Here is a 22,216-nt window from a genome sequence, read left to right as displayed (position 1 = left end):
TCAGAAGTGAAACGATGCATCGCCGATGGTAGTGTGGGGTTTCCCCATGTGAGAGTAGGTCATCGTCAAGCGCCTAACACCCAGCACCCCCGCTCAGTTCACTCTGGCGGGGGTGTTGTCTTTGGGGCGGGAAAAGTTTAATCGGACGCCAAGGCATTTGGACGGATGGGGGAGCAGCGCAGGCCGGTAGTCTAAGGTGCCTGAGGTTGCCCTCACCCTAGCCCTCTCCCGAGGGGAGAGGGGACCAGGAGCGGTGTGGCGGAAAGTTTGAAGCAGTGCCCGCTAGGCGGGTGCTGCCTGGAGCCCGCAAGGGCCTAAGAGGCACAACAGCCCGGCTACGCCGGGCTGTCTGGTTTGAAGATGAAGAGAGGCACGCGGCAAGGGGCCGGTGTAGGTTGGTGCTGAGCGCAGCAAAGCCCAACGATCAGGTCTGCTGCAGGGATCAAGTGAGCTGCGACGGGGCGTTGAGGGGGCGAGGTTGGCTTCCGAATATTGGGCTTCGCTGTGCTCCGCCCAACCTGCGACAGTGTTACGCGAGCAATAAAAAGCCCGGCATGTGCCGGGCTTTTTGCGTTCTGGTCGATACTCGGGACTACTCCCGATCACGTTCCAGCAAGGGCTTGAGGAAGTGGCCGGTATAGGACTTCTTGTCGGCCGCAACCTCCTCGGGTGTACCCGTCGCGATGATCTGGCCGCCTTTGGAACCGCCTTCCGGGCCCAGGTCCACCAGCCAGTCGGCGGTCTTGATGACATCCAGGTTGTGCTCGATCACCACCACGGTATTGCCGTGATCCCGCAGGCGATGCAATACGTCCAACAGCTGCTGGATATCGGCGAAGTGCAGACCGGTAGTGGGCTCGTCAAGAATATAGAGTGTCTTGCCGGTATCACGCTTGGACAACTCCCGCGCCAGCTTCACACGCTGGGCCTCGCCGCCTGACAGGGTCGTAGCGCTCTGGCCGAGACGGATATAGGACAGGCCGACATCCATCAGCGTCTGCAGCTTGCGCGCCAGGGCCGGAATGGATTCGAAGAAGGCATGGGCCTCTTCGATGGTCATGTCCAGGACCTCGGTGATGGTCTTGCCCTTGTACTTCACCTCCAGGGTCTCACGGTTGTATCTCTTGCCCTTGCAGACATCACAGGCGACGTAGACGTCCGGCAGGAAGTGCATCTCCACCTTGATGACGCCATCGCCCTGGCAGGCCTCGCAGCGGCCGCCCTTGACGTTGAAGGAGAAGCGCCCTGGGGTGTAGCCGCGGGAGCGGGACTCCGGGACGCCGGAGAACAGCTCGCGGATGGGGGTGAAGAGCCCGGTATAGGTCGCCGGGTTGGAGCGTGGGGTCCGGCCGATGGGGCTCTGGTCGATGTCGACCACCTTGTCCAGGTGCTGCATGCCGTCGAAGCTGTCGTGGGCCGCGACCTCCAGGGTCGTCGCGCCATTGAGCGCCGTGGCGGTCAGGGGGAACAGGGTGTTGTTGATCAGCGTCGACTTGCCGGAGCCCGATACCCCGGTCACGCAGGTCAGCAGGCCAACGGGAATCTCCAGATTGACGTTCTGCAGGTTGTTGCCGCGGGCGCCCTTGAGCTTCAGCAGCTTCTTCTTGTCCCGCGGGGTACGCTTGGCAGGTACCACGATCTTCTTGCGGCCCGACAGGTACTGACCGGTCACCGAGTCGGGGTGCTGCATGACCTGGTCCGGCGTGCCCTCCGCGATGATCTGACCACCATGGATGCCAGCGCCCGGACCTATGTCGATGACATAGTCCGCCAGGCGGATGGCGTCCTCGTCGTGCTCGACGACGATGACCGTGTTGCCCAGGTCGCGCAGGTGGGTCAGGGTGCCCAGCAGGCGCTCGTTGTCGCGCTGGTGCAGGCCGATGGAGGGCTCGTCGAGAATGTACATGACGCCCACCAGGCCCGCGCCGATCTGGCTGGCCAGGCGGATACGCTGGGCTTCGCCACCGGACAGGGTATCGGCGCTACGATCCAGGGTCAGGTAGTCCAGACCGACGTTGACCAGGAACTGCAAGCGCTCGCGGATTTCCTTGAGGATCTTGTCGGCGATCTGCTGTCGCTGGCCCTTAAGGGCTAGATCCTGGAAGTACTGGGTGGCATCGCCCACTGGCAGGCGGGTGACCGCCGGCAGGGTCTTGTCGCCGACCCAGACATGCCGAGCTTCGCGCCGCAGGCGGGTGCCATTGCAGTCGGGGCAATGCTGGGTACTGAGGTACTTGGCCAGCTCTTCGCGCACGCTCTGGGATTCGGTCTCGCGATAACGCCGCTCCAGATTCGGCAGGATGCCTTCGAACGGATGGGCACGCTTGACGATATCGCCGCGATCATTGAGGTAGCGGAAGTTGACGCTCTCGCGACCGGAGCCGCTGAGAACCGCCTTGCGATGCTTGTCTTCGAGACTCTTGAAGGGGGCGTCCAGGCTGAAGCCATAGTGACTCGCTAGCGAGCCGAGCATCTGGAAATAATAGACATTGCGCCGGTCCCAGCCGCGGATGGCGCCCTCACTGAGGCTCAGCTCTTCGTTGACCACCCGGCGGGCGTCGAAGAATTGCTTTACGCCCAGGCCGTCGCAGGTTGGGCAGGCCCCGGCGGGGTTGTTGAAGGAAAACAGCTTGGGTTCCAGCTCACCAATGGAAAAACCGCAGATCGGGCAGGCGAAGCGCGCGGAAAAGACGATCTCCTCGCCCTTTTCACCTTCCATGGGCGCGATGATGGCGATGTCGTCGGCCAGCTTCAGGGCCGTTTCGAAGGACTCTGCCAGGCGCTGCTGGAGGTCTTCGCGCACCTTGAAGCGATCCACCACCACCTCGATGGTGTGCTTCTTCTGCTTGTCGAGCTTGGGCAGTTCGTCCATCTCGTGCAGGCGGCCATTGACGCGGACGCGGACGAAGCCCTGGGCGCGCAATTCCTCGAATACCGAGAGATGTTCGCCCTTGCGCTCGCGCACGATGGGGGCGAGCAGCATCAGTCGCTCACCTTCCGGCATGGCCAGGACCTGATCAACCATCTGGCTGACGGTCTGGGCTTCCAGGGGCACGTCATGCTCCGGGCAGCGGGGCGTACCGACGCGGGCATAGAGCAGGCGTAGGTAGTCGTAGATCTCGGTGATGGTGCCCACGGTGGAGCGTGGATTGTGCGAGGTGGACTTCTGCTCGATGGAGATCGCCGGCGACAGGCCTTCGATGGTGTCCACATCGGGCTTTTCCATCATCGACAGGAACTGGCGGGCATAGGCCGACAGGGATTCCACGTAGCGGCGCTGGCCTTCGGCATAGAGGGTGTCGAAGGCCAGCGAGGATTTGCCGGAGCCGGACAGCCCAGTGATGACGATGAGCTTGTCCCGGGGAAGGGTAAGGTCGATGTTCTTCAGATTATGGGTGCGGGCCCCACGGATGAGGATTTTATCCACGTAGACTTCTGCCTCGTTTTGGCGACGCTTCAATAGAAAAGAGGTCTCTTCCCAGGCTGCGGCTATCTGCCGCGCCTGTGAGAGAGGGGGTAAGGCTGGTAAAATTAGTGGCCCGACAGCGGTGATCGGGCGTTCGTGATCCTGGCGGTCGGGAACGTTCGGACGAGCGCTCGGCTATCTTCACCGCTTCCTCCCTAAATGGTCATTGTCACGACTGTTTTAAAGCTGTGTGGCGACGTAAAAGCCTGTCGCCGACGAGAGGATTATCAATGCTCGACAAGCGCAGTGAAGCCATGAACGGCGTCGAACGCCGTGCCGCCTTTGGGCTGGCTCTGGTCTTCGCCTTTCGTATGCTCGGTATGTTCATGGTGCTCCCGGTCCTGGCGACCTACGGTCAGAAGTTGGCGGATGCCACCCCGGCGCTGATTGGCCTGGCCATAGGTGCCTATGGTTTGACCCAGGCGGTCCTGCAAATTCCCCTGGGGACGCTGTCCGATCGCATCGGCCGGCGCCCCATCATCATTGGTGGACTGCTGGTGTTCGCCCTTGGTGCCGCCATCGCTGCCAATGCCCACTCCATCTGGGGCGTCATCGCCGGACGTATCGTGCAGGGTGGCGGCGCCATTTCGGCCGCCATCATGGCGCTGTTGTCGGACCAAACCCGCGAGCAGCACCGTACCAAGGCCATGGCCACGATCGGTATGAGTATCGGCGTGTCCTTTGCCGTGGCAATGGTCGCCGGCCCCCTGCTCACCCGTGCCTATGGTCTTGCCGGGCTGTTCTGGGCCACCTGCGGACTGGCGCTGGTCGGTTTGCTGATCGTGCTGTTCCTCGTCCCGCACCAGGCCTCGCCCTTCGCCCACCGGGAGTCGAACCTGGCGCGTCAGGCGCTGGGCGCGACCCTGCGCAATCGCGATCTGTTGCGGCTGGACTTCGGCATCCTCGCGCTACATGCGGTGTTGATGGCCAGTTTCGTCGTCCTGCCGCTGGCCCTGGCCGACCATGCCGGCCTGCCCAAGGAAGAACACTGGTGGGTGTACCTTACGGCGCTGGTGGTCGGCTTTTTCGCCATGGTTCCCTTCATCATCTATGGTGAAAAGAAGCGGCGCATGAAGCGTGTGCTGGTAGGCGCCATCAGTGTGCTGGTGCTGTGCGAGCTGTACTTCTTTTTCTTCAGCAACAGCCTGGTGGCCCTGGTCATCGGCATCGTGGTGTTCTTTACCGCCTTCAACCTGCTGGAAGCCTCGCTACCGTCGCTGGTGAGCAAGGTGGCCCCGGCCGGTGGCAAGGGCACCGCCATGGGGATCTATTCCACCAGTCAGTTCCTTGGTTCCGCTTTGGGCGGTATCCTCGGTGGCTGGCTGTTCCAGCATGGTGGCCTCTCCACCGTCTTCCTGGGTTGTGCGGCGCTTTGCCTGGGATGGGCGGTGGTAGCTGGTACGATGCGGGAACCGCCCTATGTCACCAGTCTGCGTTTGCCGGTTACGCCCGCGCTAGTCAACGACCAGGGATTGGTCGGACGCCTGTTGGCCCTGGCCGGAGTGACCGATGCGGTAGTGGTGGCGGAAGAACAGGCCGTCTACATCAAGATCGATACTAAAATCGTCGATCGGGCGCAATTGGAGCGACTGGTTAGCCAAACGCCAGTCGCCGCTTGATCGACAGCCCTATCAGGAGATTCATATGGCCCGTGGCGTCAATAAAGTCATCCTCGTCGGCAACGCCGGCGCCGATCCCGAAACCCGTTACATGCCCAATGGCAATGCGGTGACCAATGTCACCCTGGCCACCAGCGAGAGCTGGAAGGACAAGCAGACCGGCCAGCAGCAGGATCGTACCGAGTGGCACAGGGTGGTGTTCTTCGGTCGCCTCGCCGAGATCGCCGGCGAGTACATCCGCAAGGGCTCCCAGGTCTATGTCGAGGGCACTCTGCGTACCCGCAAGTGGCAGGGGCAGGACGGTCAGGATCGCTACACCACCGAAATCGTGGTCGATATCAATGGCAACATGCAGTTGCTGGGTGGCCGCGGTGGCAATGCCGGTGGCAACGATGAATACAACCAGAGCGCGCCGGCGCCCCAGCAACAGCGTGCTCCCCGTCCGCAGCAGTCGGCCCCGCAGTATGACAACGGTGGCAACGGTGGCAATGGCGGCAGCGGCAACAGCCGGCCCCAGCAGCAGCCGCAGTCTCGTCCGCAGCAGCAACCGGCTCAGCAGGACTACGACAGCTTCGACGACGACATCCCGTTCTAAACGACGGGCAAAGAAAAAGGGCAGCCAGTGGCTGCCCTTTCTTTTTGGTGGAGGCGGGGGGATTTGAACCCCCGTCCGCCAGCTCTCCGCTATCGGTTCTACATGCTTAGCCCTGTCTACTGAGTTAACCCATTGCGGCCCGACGGGCAGGGTGCTTTGGGCGAGCTGTATAAGTTTTAGCCGTTACGTCTACAGCGAACTTGGCGGCGATCCTGTTCTATCTGACAGTCGTTTCGGGTTTACAGGCATCCCCTAGCGACTGCTAGCCGCGTTAAGCAGCTAGAGCGTAGTTGTCGTCGTTGGCAACTATAAGTTTGCAGCAGCGAATTTACGAGTTCTGCTACCAGCTCGGCATGCCCCTCAAGTTTCGTTACCGGCGTCGAATCCTAATCGCCCCCAAAACTTGCTGGTCGTTCACTATAGGAATTCCGGCCGTCCGACGCAAGTCATTGCTGACGAAACGTTTTTCGGCCGCTTGGCTATTTGGCGTCCTTGCGGATGGCCCTTTGGATCTCGCGGTCGGAATCGCGCTCGCGCTCGGTGGCGCGCTTGTCGAACTCCTTCTTGCCCTTGGCCAGCGCGATCTCGCACTTGACCAGGTGCTTCTTCCAGTAGAGCGACAGGGCGACGCAGGCGTAGCCCTTCTGCTGCACCGCGCCAAACAGCTTTCCCAGCTCGCGCTTGTTGAGCAGCAACTTGCGGGTCCGGGTCGGATCGGCGATGACGTGCGTACTGGCGGTCTGCAGCGGGGTGATGTGGCTGCCCAGCAGCCAGGCTTCACCGTCCTTGAGCAGCACATAGCTGTCGGTCAGCTGTGCCTTGCCGGCTCTCAGGCTCTTGACCTCCCAACCTGCCAGGGAAACACCTGCTTCAAAGCGGGTGTCGACGAAGTATTCGTGTAGCGCCTTTTTGTTCTGCGCGATGCTGCCGGGGGAGACTTTCTTTTGCTTGGCCATGATTCCAGGGTACAGCGAGTCGGGGGAAATGTCGCCACGCGCTTGAGCGGGTATGAGCAAACACGGACAATACCGCGGTTCTGGACTGCGGCAGGCTGATGCGGGAGTAAATTGCGTGCGCCGCCCTCAAATTCAAGGTCCGACACCGAATTCGCTATTCTACGAGGTTCCGATGAGCACGCACATCCAACGTTCGGCGTTGCTGCCCTATCCTGCTTCGGCGCTCTATGCGCTGGTCAATGACGTGGACCGTTATCCGGAGTTCCTGCCCTGGTGCTCGTCCGCCCAGATCCTGGAGCAGGACGAAGGCCTGATGCGCGCCGGTCTCACCGTAGCCAAGGGTGGCCTGAGCCAGCAGTTCACGACCCGCAATACCCTGGTGCCGGACGAATCCATCACCATGGATCTGGAAAAAGGTCCCTTCAAGCAGCTGCATGGCGTCTGGTCCTTCAAGGCGCTGGGGGACAAGGCCTGCAAGATCTCGCTGGATCTGTCCTTCGAATACGACAGCGCCATCGTGCGCGCGACCCTGGGGCCGCTGTTCAATCAGGCGGCCAATACCATGGTGGACGCCTTCTGCCAGCGTGCTCGAGCCCTCTATGGCTGAGTGCTTCGCCATCGAAGTAGCGCTGGCACTACCAGAACGGCAATGGCTGCTGAGTCTGCAGGTGGAGGAGGGTGCCACTGTCGAGCAGGCGGTGTTGGCGTCGGGGTTGCTGGAACAGCTGCCACCCGAGCAGCGCGAGGGCTATCGGGTTGGTATCTTTGGCAAGCTGGTCGTCAAGCCGGATGAGCGAAGGCTGGCAGAGGGGGACCGCGTGGAGATCTATCGCCCGTTGCTCGCGGATCCAAAGGAAAGTCGCAAGCGACGTGCGGATGAGGCCAGGTTGAAGGCTGGCCTCTAACTAGGGATCACTGGCCGTCGGTACGAATGCGTTCGGGAGTCGGTACGGCGGCTGGCCGCGCGCTGTCGATTTCCTTCTGGATGCTGTCTTCGGTCGAACCGGGCACGGCTGGCGTTTCCGGCGCTGCTGCAGGGGCAGTGGGTTGCGCTGGTGCAGTGGGATCCACGGTAGTGCCGCTATCGGTACCCATGATCTGCTGTTCACGGCTGGTACCGGGCATGAAATCGCCAGCCAGACCACTCAGCTGGTTTTCGCCATTGAACACCAGGCTGACACGCTCCTGTTTCCGCTGACCGCCGGCGGCCTGCAGGCTGTACAGATAGTCCCAGCGATTGGGATGGAAGGTGTCCTGGATCAGCGGCGAACCCATGATAAACCGGACTTGTTGTCGGGTCATTCCGGGGCGCAACTGGTCTATCATGTCCTGGGTGACGACGTTGCCCTGCTGGATGTCGATCTTGTAAACCCCCGGCAGAGAGCAGCCGGCGAGCATGGCTAGGCCCATCAGAGAGAGCCCGGTCAGCGTTTGCTTGAGGTTTTGCATCGGTGGGAGACTTCCACTATCTTGCTGGGCAACGAAGCACCGATCATACCCGTATTCCCGAGGGCTGCGAAAGCACTCGGCACCGAGAAAGAGCATGGTAGAGAACAACGAACTCCGCAAAGCGGGTCTGAAAGTGACCCTGCCGCGCGTCAAGATATTGCAGATGCTGGATACCACCGAGCAGCGCCACATGAGCGCTGAAGACGTTTACAAGGCGCTGATGGAAGCGGGCGAGGACGTGGGGCTGGCAACGGTCTATCGGGTTCTCACCCAGTTCGAAGCGGCCGGTCTGGTGGTGCGCCACAATTTCGATGGCGGTCATGCCGTATTCGAGCTGGCCGACACCGGCCATCACGATCACATGGTGGATGTGGATACCGGCGAAGTCATCGAGTTCACCGATGCCTCGATCGAAAAGCGTCAACGCGAGATCGTCGAAGAACATGGTTTCGAGCTGGTCGATCACAATCTGGTGCTGTACATCCGTCAGCGCAAGTGAAGATCCAGATATGAAAAAGGCGACTCAGAGGTCGCCTTTTTCATATCTGTTGGTAGCCTGCTTCTAGCGGCTGACCACCAGTTTGCGGGCATGGGCGAGGGATTCGCGGGTCAGGTCGACTCCGCCCAGCATGCGCGCCACCTCTTCCACGCGCCGTGCGCGGTCCAGCTTGGCCACCGCCGTGCGCGTCTCGTCGGTGCCGCGCTCCTTGTGCACGAACAGGTGCTGATGGCCCTGAGCCGCCACCTGGGGCAGGTGGGTCACCGTCAGCACCTGGCCGCGCTCGCCCAGCTGCCGCAGCAGTTGGCCGACCACCTCGGCGGTCGGACCACCGATACCTACGTCTACCTCGTCGAATACCAGCGTGGGCGTGCGTGAGGTCTGGGCGGTGATGACCTGGATGGCCAGGCTGATCCGTGACAGCTCGCCACCGGAGGCAACCTTGGCCAGCGGGCGCAGGGGTTGGCCCGGGTTGGCGCTGACGCGGAATTCGACGCCTTCGTTGCCCAGCGGTTGGGGCTCACCGGTGCTGCCTGGCGTGAGGGTGATGCTGAAGCGGCCCCCCGGCATCCCCAGGCGCTGCATCTCGGTTTCGACCGCGGCAGCGAGCTCCGGCGCCCGCTGCTCGCGCAAACGACTCAGTTCGCCGGCCTTCTCTTGGTAGTGGCGCTCGAAGGCCGCCAGTTCTTCCTGCAGACGCTCCAGGGCGACGTCGTCGGCGTCCAAGGATTGCAGTTCGTTGCGCAGTTGTTCGTGCAGCTCCAGCAGGGCTTCGGGCTGGACCCGATGCTTGCGGGCCAGGCTGTAGACGCTGTCGAGGCGCTCCTGGACGGCCTGCTGGCGCTCCGGGTCGGCTTCGAAGTGATCGACGAAGCGATTGAGTTCGTTCATCGCCTCCTCGATCTGGATCTGGGCCGAGGCGAGCAGGTTGCTGGCTTCCTGGATCTGCGCCGGCGGGCGGTCGAAGGCGGTCAGGCGTGCCACGCTGGCATTGAGTGCCGACAGCGCATTGCCCTGCTCGTTTTCGGTACAGAGGTCCATGGCCTGGCGGCAGGCCAGCAAGATGTGCTCGGCACTCGCCAGATCGCTCTGCTCCTGTTCGAGCGCCTGCAACTCGCCTTCGGCCAGGGCGAGGTTGTCGAGTTCTTCGAGTTGATAGCTGAGCAGCTGATGACGGGCGCGTTGCTCGTCGCCATTGCGGGTAAGACGCTCCAGGGTCTGGCGCACCTGGCGCCAGCGTTGGGCGGCGAGCTGCACCTGACGGACCAGTTCGCCTGCGCCGGCGTACTCGTCCAGCAGGCGGCGATGGGTGTCGAGGCCGAGCAGCGACTGGTGCTCGTGCTGGTTGTGAATGTCGATCAGCAGGCCGCCGAGGGTCTTGAGATCAGCCAGCGGGCAGGGCGAGCCATTGATATAGCCACGCGAGCGTCCCTCGCGGGTGATGACGCGGCGCAGCAGGCAGGGACCGTCCTGTTCCAGGTCGCGCTCGGCAAGCCATTGGCGCGCCTCGGGGATATCGGTGGTATCGAAGCTGGCCAGCACATCGGCCTTGTCGGCGCCGGGTCTGACCGCGTCGCTGTCGGCGCGATCGCCCAGGGTGAGGCCGAGGGCGTCGAGCATGATGGACTTGCCGGCGCCGGTTTCGCCGGTAATCACGGTCATGCCGCGCTCGAGGTCGAGGTCGAGGTGTTCGACGATGGCGTAGTTGCGGACGGACAGATGCACCAGCATGCGACGATCTCCGAAAGCGGTTTTCTGGCTGTTTATACAGTGCCTCTTGGGCACTGGCAATCCATACAGCTCTTGAAGCGCCGGCCGGCGGCCCCATATAGGCGCCATCGATCAAGGCGTCGTCCATTAGAGGGCGCGCCCACCGGCAATATCACAGGAGGACTCCCATGGCCGACGAACAGAACTCCCAGAACCCCGAGCACGAGGCCGCGGCCCAGGGTGACGTCCAGCACGAGGACGTCGCCGCCCGCATCGCCACGCTCGAAGAGCAACTCGCCGCAGCCCAGGATCAGTCGCTGCGCAGCGTCGCCGAGCTGCAGAACGTGCGTCGTCGCGCTGAGCAGGACGTGGAGAAGGCGCACAAATTCGCGCTGGAGAAATTCGCTGGCGATCTGTTGCCCGTGCTCGACAGCCTGGAGCGGGGCCTGGAGCTGTCCAACGCCACCGACGAGACCTTGAAGCCCATGCGCGAAGGCATGGAACTGACCCTGAAGATGCTGCAGGACACCCTCAAGCGCTATCAGGTCGAGGCCGTCGATCCCCACGGCGCGCCCTTCAATCCCGAACACCACCAGGCCATGGCCATGGAGGAGAGCGCCACCGCCGAGCCGGGCAGCGTGCTCAAGGTGTTTCAAAAGGGCTATCTGCTCAATGGTCGCCTGCTGCGGCCGGCGATGGTGGTAGTCAGCAAGGCCCCTGCAGCGCAGCAGCCGAGCATTGACGAAAAGGCTTGAAATTCTTTCGCTCGGCCCCATCTGGTAGGCAAGCGAACATCAAAGGCCCCCTGAGCGGGCCGCGCGGAATCTGAGATTTCTGGAGAAGACTACATGGGCAAGATCATCGGTATCGACCTGGGGACGACCAACTCCTGCGTCGCGATCCTCGAAAACGGCAACGTCAAGGTATTGGAAAACGCCGAGGGCACCCGCACCACGCCGTCCATCATCGCCTACACCAACGATGGCGAGACCCTGGTTGGCCAGCCGGCCAAGCGCCAGGCGGTGACCAATCCGCAGAACACCCTGTACGCGGTCAAGCGCCTGATCGGTCGGCGCTATGAAGAAAACGTCGTGCAGAAAGACATCGAGATGGTCCCCTACAAGATCGTCAAGGCCGACAACGGTGACGCCTGGGTCGAGGCCAAGGGCCAGAAGATGGCGCCGCCCCAGGTGTCTGCCGAAGTCCTGAAGAAGATGAAGAAGACCGCCGAGGACTACCTGGGCGAGGCCGTGACCGAAGCGGTCATCACCGTACCGGCTTACTTCAACGACAGCCAGCGCCAGGCCACCAAGGATGCCGGTCGCATCGCTGGTCTGGACGTCAAGCGCATCATCAACGAGCCCACCGCGGCGGCTCTGGCCTATGGCCTGGACAAGGCCAAGGGCGACCACACCGTGATCGTCTATGACCTGGGCGGCGGCACCTTCGACGTCTCGGTCATCGAGATCGCCGAGGTCGATGGTGAGCATCAGTTCGAGGTGCTGGCCACCAATGGCGACACCTTCCTGGGTGGCGAAGACTTCGACATCCGCCTGATCGACTACCTCGTCGAAGAATTCAAGAAAGAAAGCGGCATGAACCTCAAGGGTGACCCGCTGGCCATGCAGCGCCTGAAGGAAGCTGCCGAGAAGGCCAAGATCGAGTTGTCCTCGGCTACCCAGACCGACGTCAACCTGCCGTACATCACCGCCGATGCCAGCGGTCCCAAGCACCTGAACGTCAAGGTCTCCCGCGCCAAGCTGGAGTCCCTGGTGGAAGAGCTGGTCGAGCGCACCATCGAGCCGTGCCGTACTGCCCTGAAGGACTCCGGCCTGGACGTCTCCGACATCCACGAGGTCATCCTGGTGGGTGGTCAGACCCGCATGCCGCTGGTGCAGAAGCGTGTGGCCGACTTCTTCGGCAAGGAAGCGCGCAAGGACGTCAACCCGGACGAAGCCGTCGCCATTGGTGCGGCCATCCAGGGCGCCGTGCTGGCCGGTGACGTCAAGGACGTGCTGCTGCTGGACGTGACTCCGCTGACCCTGGGCATCGAGACCATGGGTGGCGTGATGACCGCGCTGATCGAGAAGAACACCACCATCCCGACCAAGAAGTCGCAGGTGTTCTCCACCGCCGACGACAACCAGGGCGCCGTGACCATCCACGTGCTGCAGGGCGAGCGCAAGCAGGCCGCGCAGAACAAGTCGCTGGGCAAGTTCGACCTGGCCGAGATCCCGCCGGCGCCCCGTGGCGTGCCGCAGATCGAGGTGACCTTCGACATCGACGCCAACGGTATCCTCAACGTGTCCGCCAAGGACAAGGCCACCGGCAAGCAGCAGTCCATCGTCATCAAGGCGTCCTCCGGTCTGTCCGAGGACGAGATTCAGCAGATGGTGCGTGACGCCGAGGCCAATGCCGACGAGGATCGCAAGTTCGAAGAGCTGGCCGCGGCCCGCAACCAGGGTGATGCCCTGGTGCACGGCACCCGCAAGATGCTGACCGAGGCAGGCGACAAGGCCACGGCCGAAGAGAAGAGCACCATCGAGAAGGCCATTGGCGAGCTGGAAGTCGCCGTGCGCGGTGACGACAAGGACGCCATCGAAGCCAAGATGAATGCCCTGTCCCAGGCCTCCGCGCCGCTGGCCCAGAAGCTCTACTCCGAGCAGGGCGCTGCCGCGGGTGCCGAAGGCGCCTCGGCCAAGGCGGACGGTGAGGCCAAGAAGCCCGGCGACGACGTGGTCGATGCCGAGTTCGAGGAAGTGAAGGACAACAAGTAAGCCCCGTGCTTACCGCACCTGACGGGCTTCGTGCCCGTCGGATCCGCTACGCGGGAGCCTGCTCCCGCGTTGGCGTGTCTGGAGGGTGAGAAAATTTAAGGTGCAGAAAGTCTATGGCCAAACGTGATTACTATGAGGTGCTCGGGGTCGAGCGCGGCGCTAGCGAAGCCGAGCTCAAGAAGGCCTACCGACGCCTGGCGATGAAATACCACCCGGATCGCAATCCGGGGGACGCGGCTGCCGAGGAGCAGTTCAAGGAGGCCGCCGAGGCCTACGAAGTGCTGTCCGATGCGGGCAAGCGCTCGGCCTACGACCAGTACGGCCATGCTGGCGTCGATCCGAGCATGGGCGGCGGTGGTTTCGGTGGTGCGGCCGGTGGCGCGAGCTTCTCCGACATCTTCGGCGACGTCTTCAGTGACTTCTTCGGCGGCCGCGGTGGCGCCGGTGGTCGTGGCGGTCCGCAGCGCGGCGCCGACCTGCGCTACACCCTGGACCTGGATCTAGAAGAGGCGGTGCGCGGGACCACGGTCACCATTCGCGTGCCCACCCTGGTCGAGTGCAAGGTCTGCGACGGCAATGGCGCCAAGCCGGGTACCTCGGCGTCCACCTGCCCCACCTGCGGCGGTATCGGCCAGGTGCGCATGCAGCAGGGCTTCTTCTCGGTGCAGCAGACCTGCCCGCGCTGCCACGGCAGCGGCAAGATCATTCCCGAGCCCTGCAACGCCTGTCATGGCCAGGGCCGCGTGGAAGAGCAGAAGACCTTGTCGGTCAAGGTGCCGGCGGGCGTCGACACTGGCGACCGCATCCGCCTGACCGGCGAAGGCGAGGCCGGGACCCTGGGTGGCCCTAGCGGCGACCTCTACGTAGTGGTCAATGTGCGCGAGCACTCGATCTTCCAGCGCGACGGCAAGCATCTCTATTGCGAGGTGCCGATCAACTTCACCGACGCCGCCCTAGGGGGCGAACTGGAAGTGCCGACCCTGGATGGCCGCGTCAAGCTGAAGATCCCCGAGGGCACCCAGACCGGCAAGATGTTCCGCCTGCGTGGCAAGGGCGTGACGCCCGTGCGTGGCGGTGGCGCCGGCGACCTGATGTGCAAGGTGGTGGTGGAAACCCCGGTCAACCTGAGCCGGCGTCAGCGCGAGCTGCTCGAGGAATTCCGCAACACCCTGCAGAGCGACAGCTCCCATTCGCCCCGCGCCAGTGGCTGGTTCGACGGCATGAAGCGCTTCTTCGACGACCTCTAAACCGGCAGGGGCGTCGTCGCGAGGCGGCGCCCGGCCAGCAGCCTGGAGCTGATGATGCGACGTATAGCTGTAATGGGCGCCGCGGGGCGCATGGGCAAGACCCTGATCGAAGCGGTCCAGCAGACCCAGGGCGCTGCCGGCCTGACTGCGGCGGTGGATCGTCCCGAGAGCAGCCTGGTGGGTGCCGACGCGGGCGAACTCGCCGGCATCGGCCGTAACGGGGTGATGCTGTCCGGTGACCTGGCGCGGGTGCTGGATGATTTCGATGTCCTCATCGACTTCACCCATCCCAACGTGACCCTGCAGAATCTGGCGCTCTGCCGCAAGGCGAAGAAGGCCATGGTGATCGGCACCACCGGCTTCACCGCCGAGCAGAAGCTGACCCTGCTGGAAGCCAGCAAGGAAATCCCCATCGTCTTCGCCGCCAACTTCAGCGTCGGCGTCAATCTCTGCCTCAAGCTGCTGGATACCGCTGCCCGCGTGCTGGGTGACGAGGTCGATATCGAGATCATCGAGGCGCACCACAGACACAAGGTCGATGCACCCTCGGGTACCGCGTTGCGCATGGGCGAGGTCGTCGCCCAGGCACTGGGTCGCGATCTGGAAGAGGTGGCCGTCTATGGTCGCGAAGGCCAGACCGGCGCCCGTGATCGCCAGACCATCGGCTTCGCCACCGTGCGTGCCGGGGACGTGGTGGGCGATCACACGGTGCTCTTCGCCAGCGAAGGCGAGCGGGTCGAGATCACCCACGAGGCCTCCAGTCGCATGACCTTCGCCAAGGGCGCGGTGCGCGCGGCGCTCTGGCTCAAGGACAAACAGCCGGCGCTATATGACATGCAGGACGTGCTGGAGTTGCGCTGACCCACTCGTGGGGGTGCAAGGCGTGATCATTTCGTGTACAATGCAGCTTTAGTGTATCCACTAAAAGCTAGCGCAGAATGAAATCACAACATTAAAACGGGATGACTCTTCGAGATGTCATCCCGTTTTTTTGCACCCTGCGTTTGCCCGCCAAGGCTTGATTTTCGGAGGTCTTCTTGACTAAGCCAGCCATACTCGCACTTGCCGATGGCAGCATCTTTCGCGGTGAATCCATCGGTGCCGACGGCCACACGGTCGGCGAAGTGGTGTTCAACACCGCCATGACCGGCTACCAGGAAATCCTGACCGATCCTTCCTATGCGAAGCAGATCGTCACCCTGACCTATCCGCACATCGGCAACACCGGCACCACGCCGCAGGATGGTGAGGCCGCCCAGGTCTGGGCCGCCGGGCTGATCATCCGTGATCTGCCGCTGCTGGCCAGCAACTGGCGCAACAAGCAATCGCTGCCGGACTATCTCAAGGAAAACGGCACCATCGCAATTGCCGGCATCGACACCCGTCGCCTGACCCGCATCCTCCGCGAGAAGGGTGCTCAGGACGGCTGCATCCTCACTGGTGAAGACGCCACCGAAGAGCGCGCGCTGGAACTGGCCCGCGCCTTCCCCGGCCTCAAGGGCATGGACCTGGCCAAGGAAGTCAGCGTCAAGGAGCGCTACGAGTGGCGCTCCAGCGTCTGGTCGCTGGAAACCGACAGTCACGCCGAGATTCCGGCCGAGCAACTGCCCTACCACGTGGTGGCCTTCGACTACGGCGTCAAGCTGAACATCCTGCGCATGCTGGTGGCTCGCGGCTGCCGCATCACCGTGCTGCCGGCCCAGACCCCGGCCAGCGAAGCCCTGGCGCTGCAACCCGACGGCATCTTCCTGGCCAACGGCCCGGGCGATCCCGAGCCCTGCGACTACGCCATCAAGGCGATCCAGGACGTTCTGGAAACCGAGATCCCGGTGTTCGGCATCTGTCTGGGCCACCAGCTGCTGGCCCTGGCTTCCGGCGCCAAGACGGTGAAGATGCCCAACGGTCACCACGGCGCCAACCATCCGGTGCAGGATCTCGACAGCGGCGTGGTGATGATCACCAGCCAGAACCACGGCTTCGCTGTGGACGAGGCCAGTCTGCCGGCCAATGTGCGGGCCACCCACAAGTCGCTGTTCGACGGCACCCTGCAGGGCATCGAGCGTACCGACAAGGTCGCCTTCAGCTTCCAGGGGCACCCCGAGGCGAGCCCTGGTCCGCACGACGTGGCACCGCTGTTCGATAAGTTCATCCAGGCCATGGCCGCGCGCCGCTAAGACGAAAGGAGGGTAAGGCTCATGCTGGCGAATCTGGGTGTCATCGACTTCTGGACCTATGTGGTCGGGACCCTGTTCGTCATCCTGTTGCCTGGCCCCAATTCCTTCTTCGTGCTTGCTACCAGCGCCCAGCGCGGCATCCGCAGCGGTTACCAGGCGGCCTCGGCCGTGTTCCTGGGTGACGCCGTGCTGATGTTGCTCTCGGCCCTGGGCGTTGCTTCGCTGCTCAAGGCCGAGCCGCTGTTCTTCCAGATCCTCAAGTACCTGGGCGCGGCCTACCTGTTCTACCTTGGCTGGGGCATGTTGCGCGGCGGACTCAAGTCCTGGCGCAGCCCGGCCCAGGGTCAGGCCGAGGCGACCCTGCGCGAAGACGTCCACCAGCCGTTCCGCAAGGCGCTGCTGCTGAGTCTGTCGAATCCGAAGGCGATCCTGTTCTTCGTCTCCTTCTTCATCCAGTTCGTGGACCCCGGTTACGCCCATCCGGCGCTGTCCTTCCTGGTGCTGGGCGCGGTACTGGAGGCGATCAGCTTCTGCTACCTGTCGTTCCTGATTTTCTGCGGCGTTCGCCTGGCGGCCTGGTTCCGTCAGCGGCGTCGCCTCAGCGCGGGCGCCACCGGTGGCGTCGGCGCCCTGTTCGTAGGGTTCGGTGTGAAGTTGGCCACCGCGACCCTGACCTGATTACCTGCATTCGAGAAGCCCATGCCTAAGCGTACAGACATCAAGAGCATCCTGATCCTCGGAGCCGGCCCCATCGTCATCGGCCAGGCCTGCGAGTTCGACTATTCCGGCGCCCAGGCCTGCAAGGCCCTGCGCGAGGAAGGCTTCCGCGTCATCCTGGTGAACTCCAATCCGGCCACCATCATGACCGACCCCTCCATGGCCGATGCCACCTACATCGAGCCGATCAAGTGGGCGACGGTGGCCAAGATCATCGAGAAGGAGCGTCCCGACGCTTTGCTGCCGACCATGGGTGGCCAGACCGCGCTGAACTGCGCCCTGGACCTGGAGCGTCATGGCGTGCTGGAGAAGTTCGGCGTCGAGATGATCGGTGCCAACGCCGACACCATCGACAAGGCCGAGGATCGCTCGCGCTTCGACAAGGCCATGAAGGACATCGGCCTGGCCTGCCCGGTCTCCGGCATCGCCCACAGCATGGAAGAAGCCTACGGCGTACTGGAGAAGGTCGGCTTCCCCTGCATCATCCGGCCAAGCTTCACCATGGGCGGCACCGGCGGCGGCATCGCCTACAACCGCGAAGAGTTCGAGGAGATCTGCAACCGCGGTCTGGACCTGTCGCCGACCAACGAGCTGCTGATCGACGAATCCCTGATCGGCTGGAAGGAATACGAGATGGAGGTGGTCCGCGACAAGAAGGACAACTGCATCATCGTCTGCTCCATCGAGAACTTCGATCCCATGGGCGTGCACACCGGTGACTCCATCACCGTGGCCCCGGCCCAGACCCTGACCGACAAGGAATACCAGATCCTGCGCAACGCCTCCCTGGCGGTGCTGCGCGAGATCGGCGTCGAGACCGGCGGCTCCAACGTCCAGTTCGGCATCTGCCCGGACACCGGGCGCATGGTGGTGATCGAGATGAATCCGCGAGTGTCGCGTTCCTCGGCGCTGGCCTCCAAGGCCACCGGCTTCCCCATCGCCAAGATCGCCGCCAAGCTGGCGGTCGGCTACACCCTGGACGAGCTGCAGAACGACATCACCGGCGGGCGTACCCCGGCGTCCTTCGAGCCGGCCATCGACTACGTGGTCACCAAGATCCCGCGCTTCGCCTTCGAGAAATTCCCCAAGGCCGACGCTCGTCTGACCACCCAGATGAAATCCGTGGGCGAGGTCATGTCCATCGGCCGTACCTTCCAGGAATCCCTGCAGAAAGCCCTGCGCGGTCTGGAAGTGGGCGTGGTCGGCTTCGATCCCAAGCTGGACCCGACCGATCCCGAGGCCGACAGCACCCTCAAGCGCGAGCTGACCGTGCCCGGTGCCGATCGCATCTGGTACATCGGCGACGCCTTCCGTCAGGGCTACAGCCTGGACAAGGTCTTCGAGCTGACCCGTATCGATCCCTGGTTCCTGGTGCAGATCGAAGACCTGATCAAGGACGAAGAGCGCATCAAGACCCTGGGTCTGGCCGATCTCGACTACGACCTGATGCGCAAGCTCAAGCGCAAGGGCTTCTCCGATGCACGCCTGGCCAAGCTGCTCGGCGTCACCGAAAAGAACCTGCGGGCCCATCGCCACAAGCTCAAGGTGCTGCCGGTGTACAAGCGGGTGGACACCTGTGCTGCCGAATTCGCCACCGACACCGCCTACCTCTACTCCACCTACGAGGAAGAGTGCGAGGCCAAGCCCAGCGGTCGCGACAAGATCATGATCCTTGGCGGCGGTCCCAACCGCATCGGCCAGGGCATCGAGTTCGACTACTGCTGCGTGCACGCGGCCCTGGCTATGCGTGAAGACGGCTACGAGACCATCATGGTCAACTGCAACCCGGAAACCGTCTCCACCGACTACGACACCTCCGACCGCCTGTTCTTCGAACCGGTGACCCTGGAGGACGTGCTGGAGATCGTTCGCGTTGAGCAGCCCAAGGGCGTCATCGTCCAGTACGGCGGCCAGACCCCGCTCAAGCTCTGCCGCGCCCTGGAAGAGGCCGGCGTGCCCATCATCGGCACCAGCCCCGACGCCATCGATCGCGCCGAAGACCGCGAGCGCTTCCAGCAGATGGTCCAGCGCCTGAATCTGCGGCAGCCGGCCAACGCCACCGCGCGCAGCGAAGACGAGGCCCTGGCCCTGTCCAAGAACATCGGCTACCCGATGGTGGTGCGCCCCTCCTACGTGCTGGGCGGCCGGGCGATGGAGATCGTCTACCAGGAAGAAGAACTCAAGCGCTACATGCGCGAAGCGGTGAAGGTGTCCAACGACAGCCCCGTGCTGCTCGACCACTTCCTCAACTGCGCCATCGAGGTGGACGTGGATGCGGTGTGCGACGGCAAGACCGTGGTGATCGGCGCCATCATGCAGCACATCGAACAGGCCGGCGTACACTCCGGCGACTCCGCCTGCTCGCTGCCGCCCTATTCGCTGCCCAAGCACATCCAGGACGAGATCCGCGAGCAGGTCAAGAAGATGGCCCTGGAACTCGGCGTGGTCGGTCTGATGAACGTGCAGATGGCCGTGCAGGGCGAAGACATCTACGTCATCGAGGTCAACCCGCGCGCCTCCCGTACCGTGCCCTTCGTCTCCAAGTGCATCGGCGAATCCCTGGCCAAGGTGGCCGCTCGGGTCATGGCCGGCAAGACCCTGGCCGAGGTGGGCTTTACCCAGGAGATCATCCCGCCCTTCTTCAGCGTCAAGGAAGCGGTGTTCCCCTTCAACAAGTTCCCCGGTGTCGACCCCATCCTCGGCCCGGAGATGAAGTCCACCGGCGAGGTGATGGGGGTCGGCGACAGCTTCGGCGAAGCCTTCGCCAAGGCTCAATTGGGTGCCAACGAGATCCTGCCGAATTCCGGTTGCGCCTTCATCAGCGTGCGTGACGACGACAAGCCCGAAGCCGTGCAGGTCGCCCGCGATCTGGTCAGCCTCGGCTTCGAGGTCGTGGCCACCGCCGGTACCGCGCGGGTGATCGAGGCGGCCGGTCTGCCGGTGCGTCGCGTGAACAAGGTCACCGAGGGTCGCCCCCATGTGGTCGACATGATCAAGAACGACGAAGTCACCCTGATCATCAACACCACCGAAGGCCGGCAGTCCATCGCCGATTCCTATTCGATCCGCCGCAACGCCCTGCAGCACAAGCTCTGCTGTACCACCACCATTGCCGGCGGCCAGGCCATTTGCGAAGCTTTGAAATTCGGCGCCGAAAAGACCGTGCGCCGGCTGCAAGATCTGCATGCAGGAGTGAAGGCATGACCAAGTACCCGATGACCGTCCAGGGCGCTCGCGCCCTGGAAGAGGAGCTCAAGCACCTCAAGACCGAACTGCGCCCGCAGATCACCCAGGCCATCGCCGAGGCGCGCGAGCTGGGCGATCTCAAGGAGAACGCCGAATACCACGCCGCTCGCGAACAGCAGGGCATGGTCGAGGCCCGTATCCGCGACATCGAAGGCCGCCTGCAGAATGCTCAGGTGATCGACGTGGCCGCCCTGCCGCACACCGGCAAGGTGATCTTCGGTACCACGGTGGAGATCGCCAACACCGAAACCGACGAGACGGTGACCTACCAGATCGTCGGTGACGACGAGGCGGACATCAAGCAGAGCAAGCTGTCGGTGGGTTCGCCCATCGCCCGTGCCCTGATCGGCAAGGAAGAAGGCGACGTGGTGCTGGTGAAGACCCCGGGCGGCAATGTCGAATACGAAATTGTCGCCGTCCGTCACCTCTGATCCTCGCACCGGCGGCTGGCTCGCCAGGCTGCTCGCCGCAGCCTGGCAGCTGGCCCAGGTGTTCTGGGTCGGCCCGCTGGTCGCCCTGCACCTGTGCATCCCCGTGGCGCTCGCCCAGGCGGGCTGGGCGCCCCTGCTGATCCAGTCCGGGCGCGAAGAATTGCTGCGCATGATGCTCAGCGCCGCAGGCGGTGGGGTCTTTACCCAGATCGTGGTGCTGGTGTGGTGGGCGGGTGTAAGCGCCTTGTGGCGTGACCTGCGTGGCCAGCTGCTGCTGGCCAGCGCACTCGCTGTGCTGCTGCAGAACGAACTGGCGCGCTTCTGGGCCGGGCCGACCGCTCTGGCCGGCTACCTGGTCCTGCTGCTCTGCGGTCTGATCCTGGTGCTACAGCCCGTTCCCGGGCGCGCGCCGGGCAATCAGACGGTGTAGCGCACCACATTGGACAGGTTGCGGTTCTGCTCGCGAGCCTTGCGATAGATCAGCGCCATCTTGCCGATCACCTGCACCAGCTCGGCCTTGCTCGACGCGCACAGCTCATCGATCAGGGCGCGACGGTCTTCGCGCTCGGTGACGGCCAGCTTGATCTTGATCAGTTCATGATCGTTCAGTGCGCGGTCGAGCTCGCCCAGCACGCCTTCGCTCAGGCCGTTCTCGCTGATGGTGACCACCGGCTTGAGTTGATGACCGATCGCCTTGAACCGCTTTTTAAGCTCGTTGTTGAGCGCCATAATTCACCCCAGATAAAAGCCGAAGAGTTTATCCCAGCTGCCCGGTGCCGCCCAGCGATACGCGACAACTTGCCATTAGCCCGGTGGAACCTGCCTCGTCCGCTCAAGGAGCACCTCGACAGGCGCGGCGTCGAGTCAGCCTGAAAGGATGGCGATGCTGAAGATTCCGAAGGCCGAGAGAACGCCGGCAGGATGCCGACGTTGACCCTCCGCTTGGCAAGCTATCAAGTGCTTGCCAAGAGACCTTGTTATTTACGACTTGGCCCCCATATGAGCGAGCTGAGTGCGTTGGGCTGCTCCAGGGCGCTCTGCTGCTAGGAAACTGCCGCCTGTTTCAGGGCGGTTGAGTCCTACGGGCAGAGGCTCAGGCGCCGCCTTCCGCGTCGCGGGACCAGATCGCGCCAGCAATATCTATTGGGTCGCGGTTTTAGGGGCAATTGAGAGAATTGATGGCCGCAACGTCTGCATTGCCCTAGAGTCAAAGGCAGAAGACTCATATAGCGTTACAGACGATGTCTGCCGTGGGCCAGGCTTTGTGTAGTAACTTACCGGTCACTGCCGGTTTCGCTTCGAACGGTTTACCCACGAAACCGGCGCAGAG

General features: G+C 63.3%; 19 protein-coding genes and 1 other RNA gene. 14 read left to right on the top strand and 6 right to left on the bottom strand.

From position 1 onward, the window contains the following. Nucleotides 1–592 precede the first annotated feature (592 nt). The gene (gene uvrA / locus LRS53_RS23455) at nt 593–3,427 is read right to left on the bottom strand and encodes an excinuclease ABC subunit UvrA (protein ID WP_231357458.1); all 2,835 of its coding nucleotides are present in this window, start codon (nt 3,425–3,427) and stop codon (nt 593–595) included. Between the two features lie 269 nt (nt 3,428–3,696). On the opposite strand from uvrA, the gene LRS53_RS23450 reads away from it, so the two are divergent. Together LRS53_RS23450 and ssb are read left to right on the top strand one after the other, a co-directional pair. Next, the gene (locus tag LRS53_RS23450; RefSeq protein ID WP_231357457.1) at nt 3,697–5,085 is read left to right on the top strand and encodes an MFS transporter; all 1,389 of its coding nucleotides are present in this window, start codon (nt 3,697–3,699) and stop codon (nt 5,083–5,085) included. A 25-nt stretch (nt 5,086–5,110) separates the two neighbouring features. Next, nucleotides 5,111–5,680: a single-stranded DNA-binding protein gene (gene ssb, locus LRS53_RS23445; protein ID WP_231357456.1), complete on the top strand. Its 570-nt coding sequence runs from the start codon at nt 5,111–5,113 to the stop codon at nt 5,678–5,680. 45 nt (nt 5,681–5,725) lie between these two features. On the opposite strand, the gene ssrA is transcribed toward ssb, so the two are convergent. Both ssrA and smpB read right to left on the bottom strand, forming a co-directional pair. After that, nucleotides 5,726–6,078, bottom strand: a transfer-messenger RNA (tmRNA) gene (gene ssrA / locus LRS53_RS23440). A gap of 81 nt (nt 6,079–6,159) precedes the next feature. Next, complete coding sequence (gene smpB / locus LRS53_RS23435) at nt 6,160–6,636, bottom strand: SsrA-binding protein SmpB (RefSeq protein ID WP_007162671.1); 477 nt, start codon at nt 6,634–6,636, stop codon at nt 6,160–6,162. A 172-nt stretch (nt 6,637–6,808) separates the two neighbouring features. Here smpB and LRS53_RS23430 point away from each other — a divergent pair, with 172 nt between their 5' ends. Both LRS53_RS23430 and LRS53_RS23425 read left to right on the top strand, forming a co-directional pair. Continuing rightward, nucleotides 6,809–7,243 (top strand): type II toxin-antitoxin system RatA family toxin, encoded by a 435-nt coding sequence (locus LRS53_RS23430; protein WP_017640639.1) that lies wholly within the window; start codon nt 6,809–6,811, stop codon nt 7,241–7,243. Then, the gene (locus LRS53_RS23425; protein WP_231357455.1) at nt 7,236–7,541 is read left to right on the top strand and encodes an RnfH family protein; all 306 of its coding nucleotides are present in this window, start codon (nt 7,236–7,238) and stop codon (nt 7,539–7,541) included. The genes LRS53_RS23430 and LRS53_RS23425 overlap by 8 nt, the downstream gene beginning before the upstream one ends. Nucleotides 7,542–7,548: 7 nt before the next feature. On the opposite strand, the gene LRS53_RS23420 is transcribed toward LRS53_RS23425, so the two are convergent. Then, nucleotides 7,549–8,085 (bottom strand): outer membrane protein assembly factor BamE, encoded by a 537-nt coding sequence (locus LRS53_RS23420; protein ID WP_017640637.1) that lies wholly within the window; start codon nt 8,083–8,085, stop codon nt 7,549–7,551. 94 nt (nt 8,086–8,179) lie between these two features. On the opposite strand from LRS53_RS23420, the gene fur reads away from it, so the two are divergent. Beyond that, complete coding sequence (gene fur, locus LRS53_RS23415) at nt 8,180–8,584, top strand: ferric iron uptake transcriptional regulator (protein ID WP_007162667.1); 405 nt, start codon at nt 8,180–8,182, stop codon at nt 8,582–8,584. Nucleotides 8,585–8,647: 63 nt separating this feature from the next. On the opposite strand, the gene recN is transcribed toward fur, so the two are convergent. Further along, complete coding sequence (gene recN, locus LRS53_RS23410; RefSeq protein ID WP_017640636.1) at nt 8,648–10,315, bottom strand: DNA repair protein RecN; 1,668 nt, start codon at nt 10,313–10,315, stop codon at nt 8,648–8,650. 167 nt (nt 10,316–10,482) lie between these two features. Here recN and grpE point away from each other — a divergent pair, with 167 nt between their 5' ends. The 9 genes from grpE to LRS53_RS23365 all read left to right on the top strand — a co-directional run bounded on the left by grpE (nt 10,483) and on the right by LRS53_RS23365 (nt 21,316). Beyond that, entirely contained in the window at nt 10,483–11,049 is a 567-nt protein-coding gene (gene grpE, locus LRS53_RS23405) for a nucleotide exchange factor GrpE (RefSeq protein WP_017640635.1), read from the top strand. A 93-nt stretch (nt 11,050–11,142) separates the two neighbouring features. After that, nucleotides 11,143–13,071, top strand: a complete 1,929-nt coding sequence (gene dnaK, locus LRS53_RS23400; protein ID WP_017640634.1) for a molecular chaperone DnaK — start codon at nt 11,143–11,145, stop codon at nt 13,069–13,071. 113 nt (nt 13,072–13,184) lie between these two features. Next, on the top strand, nt 13,185–14,318 hold the full coding sequence (dnaJ, locus tag LRS53_RS23395; protein WP_007162663.1) for a molecular chaperone DnaJ: 1,134 nt from the start codon (nt 13,185–13,187) through the stop codon (nt 14,316–14,318). Nucleotides 14,319–14,372: 54 nt separating this feature from the next. Then, nucleotides 14,373–15,179, top strand: a complete 807-nt coding sequence (gene dapB / locus LRS53_RS23390) for a 4-hydroxy-tetrahydrodipicolinate reductase (protein ID WP_231357454.1) — start codon at nt 14,373–14,375, stop codon at nt 15,177–15,179. Nucleotides 15,180–15,355: 176 nt separating this feature from the next. Beyond that, nucleotides 15,356–16,492, top strand: a complete 1,137-nt coding sequence (carA, locus tag LRS53_RS23385; protein WP_017640632.1) for a glutamine-hydrolyzing carbamoyl-phosphate synthase small subunit — start codon at nt 15,356–15,358, stop codon at nt 16,490–16,492. 21 nt (nt 16,493–16,513) lie between these two features. Next, nucleotides 16,514–17,170: a leucine efflux protein LeuE gene (gene leuE, locus LRS53_RS23380; RefSeq protein WP_007162660.1), complete on the top strand. Its 657-nt coding sequence runs from the start codon at nt 16,514–16,516 to the stop codon at nt 17,168–17,170. A 21-nt stretch (nt 17,171–17,191) separates the two neighbouring features. Continuing rightward, a complete protein-coding gene (gene carB / locus LRS53_RS23375; protein WP_093257093.1) occupies nt 17,192–20,413 on the top strand; it encodes a carbamoyl-phosphate synthase large subunit in 3,222 nt (1,073 codons plus the stop codon). Next, nucleotides 20,410–20,886 carry a transcription elongation factor GreA gene (greA, locus tag LRS53_RS23370; protein WP_017640630.1) on the top strand — a complete coding sequence of 159 codons (477 nt, stop codon included), beginning with the start codon at nt 20,410–20,412 and terminating at the stop codon, nt 20,884–20,886. The genes carB and greA overlap by 4 nt, the downstream gene beginning before the upstream one ends. Next, entirely contained in the window at nt 20,864–21,316 is a 453-nt protein-coding gene (locus tag LRS53_RS23365; protein ID WP_064308124.1) for a hypothetical protein, read from the top strand. The genes greA and LRS53_RS23365 overlap by 23 nt, the downstream gene beginning before the upstream one ends. Here LRS53_RS23365 and yhbY read toward each other — a convergent pair. Continuing rightward, complete coding sequence (gene yhbY, locus LRS53_RS23360; protein WP_017640628.1) at nt 21,304–21,615, bottom strand: ribosome assembly RNA-binding protein YhbY; 312 nt, start codon at nt 21,613–21,615, stop codon at nt 21,304–21,306. The genes LRS53_RS23365 and yhbY overlap by 13 nt on opposite strands. Between the last annotated feature and the right edge of the window lie 601 nt (nt 21,616–22,216).

The sequence above is a fragment of the Pseudomonas sp. PLB05 genome (assembly GCF_021106615.1).
Classification (GTDB): domain Bacteria; phylum Pseudomonadota; class Gammaproteobacteria; order Pseudomonadales; family Pseudomonadaceae; genus Chryseomonas; species Chryseomonas benzopyrenica.
The sequence above is the reverse complement of the archived record's forward strand: the minus strand, read 5'-3'. Positions and strand labels throughout refer to the sequence as shown.

Excerpts from the sequence above, each read along its gene's own strand:
- LRS53_RS23450 (WP_231357457.1), top strand. The coding sequence starts at position 3,697 with ATGCTCGACAAGCGCAGTGAAGCCATGAACGGCGTCGAACGCCGTGCC.
- ssb (WP_231357456.1), top strand. The coding sequence starts at position 5,111 with ATGGCCCGTGGCGTCAATAAAGTCATCCTCGTCGGCAACGCCGGCGCC.
- smpB (WP_007162671.1), bottom strand. The coding sequence starts at position 6,636 with ATGGCCAAGCAAAAGAAAGTCTCCCCCGGCAGCATCGCGCAGAACAAA.
- LRS53_RS23430 (WP_017640639.1), top strand. The coding sequence starts at position 6,809 with ATGAGCACGCACATCCAACGTTCGGCGTTGCTGCCCTATCCTGCTTCG.
- LRS53_RS23425 (WP_231357455.1), top strand. The coding sequence starts at position 7,236 with ATGGCTGAGTGCTTCGCCATCGAAGTAGCGCTGGCACTACCAGAACGG.
- LRS53_RS23420 (WP_017640637.1), bottom strand. The coding sequence starts at position 8,085 with ATGCAAAACCTCAAGCAAACGCTGACCGGGCTCTCTCTGATGGGCCTA.
- fur (WP_007162667.1), top strand. The coding sequence starts at position 8,180 with ATGGTAGAGAACAACGAACTCCGCAAAGCGGGTCTGAAAGTGACCCTG.
- recN (WP_017640636.1), bottom strand. The coding sequence starts at position 10,315 with ATGCTGGTGCATCTGTCCGTCCGCAACTACGCCATCGTCGAACACCTC.
- grpE (WP_017640635.1), top strand. The coding sequence starts at position 10,483 with ATGGCCGACGAACAGAACTCCCAGAACCCCGAGCACGAGGCCGCGGCC.
- dnaK (WP_017640634.1), top strand. The coding sequence starts at position 11,143 with ATGGGCAAGATCATCGGTATCGACCTGGGGACGACCAACTCCTGCGTC.
- dnaJ (WP_007162663.1), top strand. The coding sequence starts at position 13,185 with ATGGCCAAACGTGATTACTATGAGGTGCTCGGGGTCGAGCGCGGCGCT.
- dapB (WP_231357454.1), top strand. The coding sequence starts at position 14,373 with ATGCGACGTATAGCTGTAATGGGCGCCGCGGGGCGCATGGGCAAGACC.
- leuE (WP_007162660.1), top strand. The coding sequence starts at position 16,514 with ATGCTGGCGAATCTGGGTGTCATCGACTTCTGGACCTATGTGGTCGGG.
- carB (WP_093257093.1), top strand. The coding sequence starts at position 17,192 with ATGCCTAAGCGTACAGACATCAAGAGCATCCTGATCCTCGGAGCCGGC.
- greA (WP_017640630.1), top strand. The coding sequence starts at position 20,410 with ATGACCAAGTACCCGATGACCGTCCAGGGCGCTCGCGCCCTGGAAGAG.
- yhbY (WP_017640628.1), bottom strand. The coding sequence starts at position 21,615 with ATGGCGCTCAACAACGAGCTTAAAAAGCGGTTCAAGGCGATCGGTCAT.